An 11,315-nucleotide genomic window follows, 5' to 3' on the forward strand; every position below is an offset into this window, starting at 1 on the left:
CTACAAAACGTCAGGATGATTTCACTCCCAAAGTATACTGATTATTATCATGCAGTTATAATTCACCTTTGAGTCTTATATTCGCAACATCAACTGAAAAGCATGCAATACGATATTACGATCATTGGTGGAGGGATTGTGGGATTGGCCACCGCTTACCAACTAAAAAAGAAACGACCCGGACTTAAGGTTTTGCTCATTGAAAAAGAGCCCAGACTGGCAGCTCACCAAACCGGCAACAATAGTGGGGTTATCCATTCCGGCTTATATTATAAGCCAGGGAGCCTGAAAGCGACAAATTGCATCAATGGCTACAACATGCTGCTTGACTTTTGCAACGAACATGGAATTGAGTACGACCTTTGTGGCAAAATTGTCGTAGCCACCTCGAAGGAAGAGTTACCGCTTCTTAACAACCTTTTTGAAAGAGGTATTCAAAATGGCCTGGTGAAAAACGAACGGCTTACTGCTGAGCAATTAAAAGAAAAAGAGCCCTATGTAAATGGTATTGAGGGAATTTGGGTGCCTTATACTGGCATCATCAGCTACAAAGAAGTATCGGCCAAACTAGCTGAAGTGATAAGAAAGGATGATGGTCAGATTCATATAAGTGAGGCTGTTAGGGAAATCAGGAAGGAAGGTGGCGGTTGCACGGTGGTCACTAATAAGGACACTTACCAAACGAAACTGGTGGTGAACTGCGCCGGTCTCTATTCTGACAAAATCGCCCGGATGACCGGACAGGAAGTCAATATCAAGATTGTGCCCTTCAGAGGTGAGTACTACAAAATAAAAGAAGAAAGAAAGTATCTGGTCAAGAACCTGATCTACCCGGTGCCGGATCCTAATTTCCCATTCCTTGGCGTACACTTCACACGAATGGTGGGCGGCGAAGTGGAAGCTGGCCCCAATGCGGTGCTGGCGTTCAGAAGAGAAGGATATAGCAAGTCAAAAATCAACCTTTTTGAGCTGGCAGAAACACTGGCCTGGCCAGGATTTCAGAAAGTGGCCTGGAAATACTGGAAAACAGGCTTTGGCGAAATGTACAGATCGTTCAGCAAAACTGCTTTCACCATTGCCCTGCAAAAGCTCCTCCCTGATTTGAAAGAGTCGGATCTTGAACCGGGCGGAGCGGGTGTGCGTGCTCAGGCCTGCGATCGCAACGGCGGCCTGTTAGACGACTTCCTGATTTTGGAAAACGACATAGCCGTGAATGTTTGCAATGCGCCCAGCCCGGCGGCCACCTCCAGCCTTTCGATAGGAGAAACAGTATCGAATATCGTACTCAAAAGATTTTGAGCACAGCGGCAAGAAGTGCGGGGGTTGAAGGATACCCTTTTACTTTTCACTATTAACCGATAACTTTCTTCCATGTCCAGATACGCTCGCCATTTGTCACTGAAAGAAATAGGCTCCGCTGGCCAGCAAAAGATTGCTGAAGCCAGGGTACTGGTGATTGGTGCGGGTGGGTTGGGCTGTCCTGTCCTGCAATATCTTGCCGCAGCTGGCGTGGGACGAATTGGCATTGTCGACAACGACGTCGTTTCCATCAGCAACCTGCAACGGCAGGTGCTCTTTCGGGAAAGTGACATCGGTAAAAATAAGGCTGACGCTGCCAAAAGCCACCTAGTGGCGCTCAACTCCACCATCGAGCTGGTGGCTTACCCGGAGAAAATCACCTCTGCCAATGCGCTGGATATTGTCGCCGGGTTTGACCTTGTGATCGACTGCACCGACAACTTTCCCACCCGCTACCTCATGAACGATGTATGCCTTTTGGCAGACAAGCCATACATCTACGGTGCGATTCATCGGTTTGAAGGTCAGGTGGCCGTATTCAACCTCACAAAAGAAAGTGCTAACTACAGAGACCTCTACCCTGCTCCTCCAGCGGCTGGTTCGGTACCCACTTGTGAAGAGGAGGGCGTACTCGGCGTGCTTCCAGGGCTTATCGGAACCATGCAGGCCATAGAAGCACTTAAAATCATTACCCAGTCTGGCGAAGTCCTGGACAGCACCTTAGTAATGCTTGGGGCATGGGACAACACCCGCCAAAAGATGGTGATAAAGCCAAAAGGTACGAGGGCCAAGGTGACCAAGCTTATCGACTACGAGGCGTTTTGCGGCATTAAGAACTACCGGAAAAATATGAAAGAAATAACCGTTCAGGAACTCGACTCGTGGAAGAGAAATAACGTCAGTTTTCAGTTGATCGACGTAAGAGAGGCCCACGAATATGAGACGGTGAATATAGGTGGCGAGCTGATGCCCATGAGCCAGCTGCAGGAATACCTGGACTTGATTGACAAAGACCGCCAGGTGGTCGTTCATTGTCACCATGGAGGGCGCAGTGGCTCCGTTATTCAAGCGCTGCAATCACGGTACGGATTCGACAATCTCTATAACCTCGTCGGAGGTATTCATGCCTGGGCTGAGGAAATTGATCCGACCTTGCCTACGTACTAAGTACGCTTTGCTTTTAACGAAATGGATGAATTGGTCATAATACTTGTTATCTTGCCTAAGGTAACCAATTAGCATACATCGTTTATTATGAAAACTCTGACAATAGAACTTCCTGATACTGTTGACGTTGATGACAAGGATGCCAGAATGTATCTTGCGGCACGGCTCTATGAAAAGGGAAAATTGACCCTCGGACAAGCCGCTGATATCGTCGGCTATTCGAAAGAAACCTTTATGGAACTTCTTGGAGAGTATGGAGTCTCGTTTTTTAATTACCCCATGGAAGACCTTGAAGATGACTTGAAAAATGCTGAAAGTCACAATAGTTGACACAAGTTGTTTGATCCTGCTAACAAAAATTGAACAATTAAGCCTTCTCAATCAGTTGTTTGGAACAATCACCATCACTCCAGTTATAGCTGCTGAATATGGCCACCCTTTGCCTAAATGGGTGCAAGTAGTCAACCCAAAAGAAGATTCGCTAAAAATATTTAAGGCATTCATTGACGCAGGAGAAGCATCAGCCATTGCACTTGTTATGGAAAGCCCCTCTTCTCTGCTTATTATCGACGAACTCAAAGGCAGACAAGTAGCGAAAGAAATAGGCATCAAATTTACAGGGTCAGTTGGCGTGCTGAAACTGGCCGGAAAAAAAGGGCTTATTTCAAACATGACTGAAGTCATCAAAAAAATTAAAAAAACTGATTTCAGAGTATCTGATGACCTATTAAAATCACTGCTAACCTAAATACCATTTTCAATATGTCCATAGAAGTAGTCTGCTACAACATCAGTTCAGTGCTCAACGCCATCGAAGGTGGTGCCAGTCGCATAGAGTTATGTGATAGCCCTGGCGATGGAGGCACCACACCCTCCGCTGGAATGATCCTGGCTGCTAAAGAAAAGGCACGGATACCAGTGTTCGTCATGGTCAGGCCAAGAGGTGGCGACTTCCTCTATTCCGATGAGGAATTTGAGGTCATGAAAAAAGACATTGAATCGGCTAAAAAACTAGGAGCAGACGGTGTGGTCTTCGGTATACTCAAAGCCAATGGCGAAGTGGATACCGAAAGAAACAAGGAGCTTGTGCAGCTTGCCAGGCCGCTGAAAGTGACATGCCACAGGGCGTTCGACATGACCAATGATCCCCACCAAGCACTCGAAGCGTGCATTGAAGCTGGCTTTGACAGAATACTCACCTCCGGACAGCAGGCCAACGTTTACAATGGCAGGCAGTTGCTGGCCGAGCTTATCAAAAAGGCCGGCGACCGAATTATTATCATGCCAGGCGCTGGTATCAGCGAAGAAAATGTGGCCGATCTGGTGAAAACCACTGGAGCGAAAGAAATCCATATTTCAGGGAGGAGTTTTGTGGACAGTCTCATGGCGTTCAGAAACCCCGCCGTGTCTATGGGAGACGACCCGAGAGAGTACCAAAAGCTGGTGGTAAGTGCAGAAAGAGTGAAAAAAGTCCGCCTGTTAGCCGAAGGTACCAAAAAATAAAAAGGCTGTCTCAAAAGCCAATTGGTTTGTTGAGACAGCCACAATATGGTTCTACCTCTCCCAGAAGAAGGGCGGCTGAATACCCAACGACCGAAGATACACATAGCCCTGCCCCCTGTGGTGAATCTCGTTGTCGATGAAATAGAAAAGGTTGGACACCACTGTTCCCTCATACTGCCCAAAAAGCTTGATTTGCTCCTGGAACCTTTCTGCTGAAAGCTGCTTCCAGTAGACGTTAATTTGCTCTGTAGACTCATCCCATGCCTTCAGTACATTTTCTTTTTTCCCTTCAAACTCCAGCTCTTCATTAAAGGGCGTTGTTTTGCCAGTAACAATTTCCTTCAGACCTGGCACCGCAATGGCAAGCATCTCACTGACGAGTTTCGAAAATGGTCGCATGCCGCCAATGGAATGTTCAAAAAACTCCTTTTCAGGGAAAGCTTCTATCACCCGGCGGGTCAGGCTTCTATGTCCCTGCCAGTGTTTGAGCAACTGCTCTGGTGAAATTACTCCGGCTTCAATCTGAGTGTTTAGCTGATTCATCATGTGTGATTTTAGGTTCAAAATTTCTTTGATGAAGCCAAGCTAGCACCGGCCACTGACAGCTGTCTGTCAGTCGATTTTTTATATAAAAACTTTTTTCTTCAATTAGTAAACCAGCCAAATGTCTGTTCAACTTTGTAGTTTGATAATACTCTCAAAAATTCTAGCTTCAACCCTATGAAACAATACCTACTCGCCGAGTGCAATTGGAAAGACATCAAGGATCGCCAAATTGATTTGGCCATTTTACCATGGGGCGCCACTGAGGCCCACAACTACCACATGCCTTATGGCACCGACGTGTACGAAGCTGACAGCATAGCCGCTGAGGCAGGTCGTATCGCCTGGGAAGCCGGTGCAAAATTGACCGTACTCCCCACCATTCCCTTTGGCGTAAACACTGGCCAAACCGACATCAAGCTTGACATCAACCTCTACCCCAGTACGCAGTTGGCTATTCTCAACGATATTATTGAGGTGCTCAACCGGCAAGGCATTTACAAGCTGCTGATTGTGAACAGCCATGGTGGCAACGACTTCAAAACCATGCTGCGAGAGCTGGGTGTCAGGTACCCAAAAATGTTGCTCAGCACCTGTAACTGGTTCCAGTCGATGGACAAGAAGCAGTACTTTGAAGAGCCTGGAGACCATGCCGACGAAATGGAAACCTGCCTCATTATGCACCTGAGACCCGAGCTGGTGCTGCCGCTCGACCAGGCCGGGGACGGGAAAGACAAAAAACCACGCATCCAGGGTTTCAGGGAAGGCTGGGCCTGGAAAGAAAGAGAGTGGTCAAAAGTTTCGGCTGATACGGGTATTGGCAATCCAAAAAAATCTACTGCGGAAAAAGGAGCTCGCTTTTTCAAAGACGTTACACAAAAACTTGGCAAGTTGATGTTGGAGCTTTCCCAAATTGATAAAGAGGACTTTTATGAGTAACGGTCAAAACCATCTGTTTATGAAATTCGTAAAGATTTGAGTCACCTTGAATCAAAATGATCCGATCCGATTTCCCTGATATTAAATGGCTTAAGTCGATGGTGTCGGGGCAGATCAAAGTCACCGATTCCTCAGGAAAACTGATCAAACCCAAGTGGCCTAATTGCATTATTAATGCCACGACTTCCTCAGCCTATCGGCCGGACGTGCAGGGGCCTATTTCAATTTTCATGAATATAAGTGGCAACAGCTACTGCTCGACAGGCGGGCCTACTGCCACCATTAACGACGACTTTTTCTACGTCACCAACAAGAATCAGGAATATACACTGACTGTTGAGCCTGACCAACCTGCCGAAACACTCAATATTCACCTGGGAGAAGACCTTTCGTTGCAAGTCCTTTCAGGGCTAATTACTCCAACGGATCAAATTCTCAACGATTCTTATGGACTGACGTCAGAAAACATTGGTTTTGCTAATCGGCTCTACAGGAAAGACGATACCCTTGCAGGTATTGTAAAGTGTCTTTATGCCGACCATAAAAACGGAAACCTGAGTAGCTTAAAGCTAGATGAATACAATTACCAGCTCATGGTTTATCTGCTTTCTCAGCATCGTCAAATTCTTAAGGAAGTTCGGAAGCTGCCTGCTGCGAAAGCTTCCACCCGCATTGAGCTCCATCGACGGCTTTCTTATTCGCTCGATTATTTGCACAGTCACCAGAACCAAAGCATAGACCTGCAAAAGCTGGCTGATGAAGCATTCCTCTCCAAGTACCATTTTTTGAGGTTATTCAAGGTGACCTTCGGTTGCTCCCCCTATCAATATCTCCAGCGGCTCCGTTTACAAAGGGCTTTTTCCCTTCTCAAGTCAAAAGAGATTCCCGTCAACCAAATTGCCATTCAACTAGGCTTTGAGAATGCCACAAGCTTTAGTAGACTATTCTTTCAGCGTTTCGGGGCCTATCCCACCCAATATCGCAGAAGTTTGTTTGCCTGATCCAGCCGGTTAAAACTTAGCAATAATGGTCATCTTATATGCCTGATGGCTGCCCTACCTTTGCTCCACAATCAAATTACTCAAACAATGAAAACATCATTTTTTACCTCCACGGCAGTCTACTTTGTGGTCTTGTCGGTCATTTGCTTAGGGCTAGTCACCTGGGCCATTGCAAAAACAGTCAAATCCAATACCCACCTCAATCCAAGAGGACATTGGAGATTTCTATTTGTCATTTCAATTTGGATCACAATCATCAGCAGCCTCGCTCTTTCGGGCTTCTTTTCTGATTTCTCTACGCTTCCTCCCCGTCTTCTGATGGCCCCGCTGATCCCTATTATTTCAATCACCGTCGTTACACTTTTTGGAAAACTGGACAACCTGCTAAAACAAGTTCCACCTTCCTGGATCATGTACCTGCAAACCTTCCGCTTACCTGTCGAGATACTGCTTTGGATGCTCTTTATGCAAAACCTGCTGCCAGCTCAAATGACTTTCGAAGGCCGCAACTGGGATATCCTCGTAGGCCTTACAGCTATTCCAGCAGGTTTCTTTTGTTTTGGGCAGAACCGATTCAATACCAGCTTTGCCATTGCATGGAATATTGGTGGACTGCTGCTACTGCTCAATATAGTCACGATTGCAGTGCTGTCTATGCCCACACCATTCCGGGTTTTCATGAATAATCCGGCCAATGAAATTGTGGCAACTTTTCCTTTCGTTTTGCTTCCCGGCATACTCGTGCCCCTTGCCTTTTCTCTTCATGTTTTGTCACTGCGTCAAGTTTTTCTTCTAAAGAAAGAAGGCGCTGCGTCCCGTTTACAAAATCATTTAGCCAAGGGGTGAGCATTTCTTTGGCTTTTTGATAAATCCGCAGCATCTTAGAAATGGATTGAATCGATTCATTCCATTGCTACATTATGAAAAAGACATATACCTACACCCTATTTATTGCTTTAGCATTACTAGTCGCCGCTGCCATTGCCGGCATTGGACTTAGCTCCCCAATCAGTGGGCCCTTGCTGATTGCCGGCCTTCTCTTACTGGCGTTTGCATTAAGAGGAAGTGAAAAAGCAAAAGGCTATAGTTACTCTGTAGTCATTTTTTCATCGGTTGCTGCCGCCATGTACTACCCCGCACCGTTTCAGCAAATCGGCGATTTCAAGCTGGGCACGTTGATAGTTCCGCTGCTTCAAATCATCATGTTCGGCATGGGCACGTCCATGAGCATCAAAGATTTTGAGGGAGTAGTCAAAATGCCGAAAGGAGTAGGTGTTGGTCTACTATGCCAGTTTACTATTATGCCGCTGCTCGGATTTGGGATAGCCAAGCTGTTTAACTTCCCTTCTGAAATAGCCGCCGGCATCATACTGATTGGCTCAGCTCCAAGTGGATTAGCCAGCAACGTGATGGCCTACCTGGCCAAAGCCAATGTGGCCCTTTCGGTAACAATGACGGCAGTAGCCACCATGCTGGCTCCGCTAATGACACCCTTATGGATGAAGTTACTAGCCGGACAATATGTTCCCATCGAATTTTGGGGGATGATGTGGAGCATTGTCAAAATTGTGATCATCCCGATCATTGGTGGCCTGATCTTCAACAAACTCTTTCACGGAAAGGCCCCCTGGGTAGACAGGGCGATGCCCCTTTTGTCAATGGCGGGCATTGCCATCATCATCAGCATCATTACTGCATCAGGCAGGGATGCCCTCCTCACTTATGGGGTGATCCTTGTTTTCGCTGCCTTGCTGCACAACACGGCTGGTTACTTTCTTGGTTATAAGCTATGCAAGGCCATCAAATTACCAGAAAGAGACTGTAGAACAATTGCCTTTGAGGTAGGCATGCAAAACGGCGGCCTGGCCTCCGGAATAGCCCAGGGAATGGGAAAAGTAGCGACCATGGGCCTCGGCCCGTCTGTCTTCGGTTCTTTAATGAATATTACAGGGTCCATCCTGGCAAATTGGTGGAGAGACAAACCAACAGGTGAAGAAGATCCAAAATGAAAAGGCTTCTGCTTCCGGCGGCTGTTTGGCTGTTTTTGACACAAGGCGCCTTTAGTCAGGCGGCGTCCTCGTCAGAGATCAATGACAGACTTGGTCGTGGCATCAACATGGGCAATTCCTTTGAGGCACCTACCGAAGATGCATGGAGCAACCCCTGGCAGCCGGAGTACTTCAAAATAATAGCAGACCTCGGCTTTCAGCACGTGAGGCTCCCCGTTCGTTGGGAAACGCCTGAACGGAGCATGGTCGATCCACCCTATACGATCAATGCAGACTTTTTGCAGAGAATTCAGGCCGTTGTCGACACGGCACTGAAATACAAGCTGCATATCATCGTGAATATGCACCACCACGACTCCCTTTTTGAGAACGTGACCCAGGAAGAGACCCGATTTCTTTCGCAGTGGAACCAAATTGCCAACCATTTCAAAGATTACCCCGACAGCCTCTTGTTTGAAGTACTGAACGAGCCACACGGAGAGATAACCCCGGCACAATGGAACAATCTTTTTGCCAAAGCGCTGACTGAAATCCGAAAAACGAATCCTACAAGAAGCGTGGTATTGGGAGTGGCGGAGTACGGTGGACTTACTGCTGTTCCTCAATTGGAGATTCCTGATGATGACCACCTCATTCTTAGCATCCACTATTACAACCCCTTTCACTTTACCCACCAGGGAGCTGATTGGGTGGGCCCGGAAACCCAGGCATGGCTTGGTACTGAGTGGAATGATACGGAAGCCGAACGACTGACAGTCGTTAACGAATTCAAGGTCGCCCAGGCTTTCGCCGAGGAACACAACCTGCCATTCAATGTTGGTGAGTTTGGTGCCTTTAGCACGGCCGATATCGACTCACGGGTTCGGTGGACGACCTACCTGGCTCGCTGGTTTGAGTCGCAAAACATGAGCTGGGCCTATTGGGAATTCAGCGCAGGGTTCGGGGTTTACGATCCTGCCAACAAATCGTTTCTTGAACCACTGGTAGATGCGCTGCTACACAACCCCATGCCCGAGCCAGCCAAGGTCAATACCAAAGTCGTCTACCAAAGTGACTTCAGCGCCGGTCGGGATGGTTGGCTTGTGGTGAATCAGGGAGGTGCCACCTCGCTATTAGACAATGCTGGCAATAAACTCACAGTGGCGATATCAGGCGGTGGCACTGAAGGCTGGCATATTCAACTCACCAAAACCGGTCTTTCGTTCACGAAAGGAAAGACTTACCAGATAGGCTTCAGCGCCAAAGCAGATGAAGCCCGGGCGGCTACCTTCTATGCCGGCAAAAACGGCGACCCATGGACGGCATACAGCGGATACAATGGTGTAAGCATACCGGCTACAGAAACGAGGTTTATTTTCACCTTTACGATGAACGAACCCACCGACGATCAGGCGAGGTTGGTGTTTGACCTGGGTAAATCAACAGTGGATTTGAGCATCTCCGATATTTTGGTTGAAGAGGTTCTCAACTCAGTTACTGCACTGGACGATGAGTCGGGGGGAAATATTACGGTATTCCCCAACCCTACTTCGTCCCAATTGTTTGTGAGTGGATTGGAAAATTACCACAGTGCCCGGGCATTCGATATGCAGGGCCGTTTTGTTGGTGTGCTCCCCTTTGAGCCAGCCAGCAGATCAATCGACATGGGTCGGCTTCCGGCGGGGCTCTATTTGGTTAGGCTTACGAAGGGAGCGATCAGCGAGACTTTTCGGGTAATAAAAGAGTAGCTCTCAGAAAATTATTTAATAATTTCTCCATTTGAAGGTGATATTCTCCCTCTTTTCTGCACTTATAGTAAAAGCTATTGCATGGAAGTAACCGAGACCCTTGAAAGAAAGCCCTTCATGGCGACGACGGCTGACGACAGACTCGCCCTTTTTGAAGCGCTCTATGAAGAAGCTTTCCCCGCAGCCGCCAGGTTCGTTCACCGCATGGGTGGCAATCTGGAGGATGCCCAAGATATTTTTCAGGATGCCCTGGTTCTCTTTTATGAGAGCCTCACTTCGAAAAAAGTACATGTAGAAATTTCCTACAAAGCGTATTTACTTGGAATATGTAAACACTTGTGGATTCGAAAAGCAAAAACCCGAAGTAACGAAGTCCACCTGGAAAAGTGGGAAAAGTGCCTCGACGTGCCCGACCTCAATGAAGCGCATCCTTCGGCTAACAAACTGCTCAGTCTGCTGGAACTTGCTGGTCAAAAATGCCTGGACCTGCTGAAAAGCTTCTATTATGATCGCCTGAGCATCCCACTAATAGCCTCCAGTTTCGGCTTCGGAAGTGAGCGTTCCGCCACCGTGCAGAAGTACAAGTGCTTAGAAAAAGTGAGAAACGAAGTAAAATCAAAAGCACTGCACTATGAGGACTTCACTGACTGAAATAGCGCAAATTGACAACTACCTGCAAGGAAGGCTAGGCATTGCAGCGAAGCTCCTTTTCGAAGCTAGAATGCTGCTGAATCCGCCGCTCATCGCCAGCGTAAAGCTCCAAAAAACCATTTCGGAAGTCATTTTTCTGCATGGGCGAAAACAGCTTAGACAGGAAATTGTGGCAATAGACCACAAACTTTTTACTGCTGCCAACAAAGCAGCTTTCAGAGCGGAAATCGATCAAATTTTCAACCAGGACAAATAACATGAACCCAGAATTGTCATTAGGGCTTAATTTCTAATGGCCGCCATTAGGGTTTTTAGGTTTTAAATCACTGATTATCAATGCTATGAGTTGTTTTTTTCGACCACAATTGCACGATTTTCCGTGTCATTTTAACTTACATGGCAGATGGACTTAAAACTGGCCTTTACTGACAAAGAAATCACCCCCTGGAGTGGGATGGTTTTCATGAAAAAACTGC

General features: G+C 47.2%; 13 protein-coding genes. 12 read left to right on the top strand and 1 reads right to left on the bottom strand.

From position 1 onward, the window contains the following. Positions 1-102 precede the first annotated feature (102 nt). The 5 genes from lhgO to GC130_RS04235 all read left to right on the top strand — a co-directional run bounded on the left by lhgO (position 103) and on the right by GC130_RS04235 (position 3,969). Positions 103-1,299, top strand: a complete 1,197-nt coding sequence (gene lhgO / locus GC130_RS04215) for an L-2-hydroxyglutarate oxidase (protein ID WP_151997005.1) — start codon at positions 103-105, stop codon at positions 1,297-1,299. A 72-nt stretch (positions 1,300-1,371) separates the two neighbouring features. Beyond that, positions 1,372-2,466, top strand: a complete 1,095-nt coding sequence (moeB, locus tag GC130_RS04220; protein ID WP_151997006.1) for a molybdopterin-synthase adenylyltransferase MoeB — start codon at positions 1,372-1,374, stop codon at positions 2,464-2,466. Positions 2,467-2,553: 87 nt separating this feature from the next. Beyond that, positions 2,554-2,796, top strand: a complete 243-nt coding sequence (locus tag GC130_RS04225; RefSeq protein WP_151997007.1) for a UPF0175 family protein — start codon at positions 2,554-2,556, stop codon at positions 2,794-2,796. After that, entirely contained in the window at positions 2,774-3,214 is a 441-nt protein-coding gene (locus tag GC130_RS04230; protein WP_151997008.1) for a DUF3368 domain-containing protein, read from the top strand. The genes GC130_RS04225 and GC130_RS04230 overlap by 23 nt, the downstream gene beginning before the upstream one ends. A gap of 14 nt (positions 3,215-3,228) precedes the next feature. Further along, entirely contained in the window at positions 3,229-3,969 is a 741-nt protein-coding gene (locus GC130_RS04235) for a copper homeostasis protein CutC (RefSeq protein WP_151997009.1), read from the top strand. A gap of 51 nt (positions 3,970-4,020) precedes the next feature. Here the strand turns inward: GC130_RS04235 and GC130_RS04240 are convergent, their stop codons facing one another. Further along, positions 4,021-4,515 carry a DinB family protein gene (locus GC130_RS04240; protein ID WP_201568303.1) on the bottom strand — a complete coding sequence of 165 codons (495 nt, stop codon included), beginning with the start codon at positions 4,513-4,515 and terminating at the stop codon, positions 4,021-4,023. A gap of 174 nt (positions 4,516-4,689) precedes the next feature. On the opposite strand from GC130_RS04240, the gene GC130_RS04245 reads away from it, so the two are divergent. The 7 genes from GC130_RS04245 to GC130_RS04275 all read left to right on the top strand — a co-directional run bounded on the left by GC130_RS04245 (position 4,690) and on the right by GC130_RS04275 (position 11,095). Beyond that, positions 4,690-5,451, top strand: coding sequence for a creatininase family protein (locus GC130_RS04245; protein WP_151997010.1), 762 nt, complete (start codon positions 4,690-4,692; stop codon positions 5,449-5,451). A 56-nt stretch (positions 5,452-5,507) separates the two neighbouring features. After that, positions 5,508-6,452: an AraC family transcriptional regulator gene (locus GC130_RS04250; RefSeq protein ID WP_151997011.1), complete on the top strand. Its 945-nt coding sequence runs from the start codon at positions 5,508-5,510 to the stop codon at positions 6,450-6,452. 87 nt (positions 6,453-6,539) lie between these two features. After that, positions 6,540-7,298 carry a hypothetical protein gene (locus tag GC130_RS04255; protein WP_151997012.1) on the top strand — a complete coding sequence of 253 codons (759 nt, stop codon included), beginning with the start codon at positions 6,540-6,542 and terminating at the stop codon, positions 7,296-7,298. 74 nt (positions 7,299-7,372) lie between these two features. After that, positions 7,373-8,461, top strand: coding sequence for a bile acid:sodium symporter family protein (locus GC130_RS04260; protein ID WP_151997013.1), 1,089 nt, complete (start codon positions 7,373-7,375; stop codon positions 8,459-8,461). After that, positions 8,458-10,188, top strand: a complete 1,731-nt coding sequence (locus tag GC130_RS04265; RefSeq protein WP_151997014.1) for a cellulase family glycosylhydrolase — start codon at positions 8,458-8,460, stop codon at positions 10,186-10,188. Before GC130_RS04260 ends, GC130_RS04265 begins: the two co-directional genes overlap by 4 nt. An 81-nt stretch (positions 10,189-10,269) precedes the next feature. Beyond that, a complete protein-coding gene (locus GC130_RS04270; protein WP_151997015.1) occupies positions 10,270-10,839 on the top strand; it encodes an RNA polymerase sigma factor in 570 nt (189 codons plus the stop codon). After that, on the top strand, positions 10,820-11,095 hold the full coding sequence (locus GC130_RS04275) for a hypothetical protein (protein WP_151997016.1): 276 nt from the start codon (positions 10,820-10,822) through the stop codon (positions 11,093-11,095). The genes GC130_RS04270 and GC130_RS04275 overlap by 20 nt, the downstream gene beginning before the upstream one ends. Positions 11,096-11,315 lie beyond the last annotated feature (220 nt).

The sequence above is a fragment of the Imperialibacter sp. EC-SDR9 genome, from assembly GCF_902498805.1.
Classification (GTDB): Bacteria; Bacteroidota; Bacteroidia; order Cytophagales; family Cyclobacteriaceae; genus Imperialibacter.

Excerpts from the sequence above, each read along its gene's own strand:
- lhgO (WP_151997005.1), top strand. The coding sequence starts at position 103 with ATGCAATACGATATTACGATCATTGGTGGAGGGATTGTGGGATTGGCC.
- moeB (WP_151997006.1), top strand. The coding sequence starts at position 1,372 with ATGTCCAGATACGCTCGCCATTTGTCACTGAAAGAAATAGGCTCCGCT.
- GC130_RS04225 (WP_151997007.1), top strand. The coding sequence starts at position 2,554 with ATGAAAACTCTGACAATAGAACTTCCTGATACTGTTGACGTTGATGAC.
- GC130_RS04230 (WP_151997008.1), top strand. The coding sequence starts at position 2,774 with ATGCTGAAAGTCACAATAGTTGACACAAGTTGTTTGATCCTGCTAACA.
- GC130_RS04235 (WP_151997009.1), top strand. The coding sequence starts at position 3,229 with ATGTCCATAGAAGTAGTCTGCTACAACATCAGTTCAGTGCTCAACGCC.
- GC130_RS04240 (WP_201568303.1), bottom strand. The coding sequence starts at position 4,515 with ATGATGAATCAGCTAAACACTCAGATTGAAGCCGGAGTAATTTCACCA.
- GC130_RS04245 (WP_151997010.1), top strand. The coding sequence starts at position 4,690 with ATGAAACAATACCTACTCGCCGAGTGCAATTGGAAAGACATCAAGGAT.
- GC130_RS04250 (WP_151997011.1), top strand. The coding sequence starts at position 5,508 with ATGATCCGATCCGATTTCCCTGATATTAAATGGCTTAAGTCGATGGTG.
- GC130_RS04255 (WP_151997012.1), top strand. The coding sequence starts at position 6,540 with ATGAAAACATCATTTTTTACCTCCACGGCAGTCTACTTTGTGGTCTTG.
- GC130_RS04260 (WP_151997013.1), top strand. The coding sequence starts at position 7,373 with ATGAAAAAGACATATACCTACACCCTATTTATTGCTTTAGCATTACTA.
- GC130_RS04265 (WP_151997014.1), top strand. The coding sequence starts at position 8,458 with ATGAAAAGGCTTCTGCTTCCGGCGGCTGTTTGGCTGTTTTTGACACAA.
- GC130_RS04270 (WP_151997015.1), top strand. The coding sequence starts at position 10,270 with ATGGAAGTAACCGAGACCCTTGAAAGAAAGCCCTTCATGGCGACGACG.
- GC130_RS04275 (WP_151997016.1), top strand. The coding sequence starts at position 10,820 with ATGAGGACTTCACTGACTGAAATAGCGCAAATTGACAACTACCTGCAA.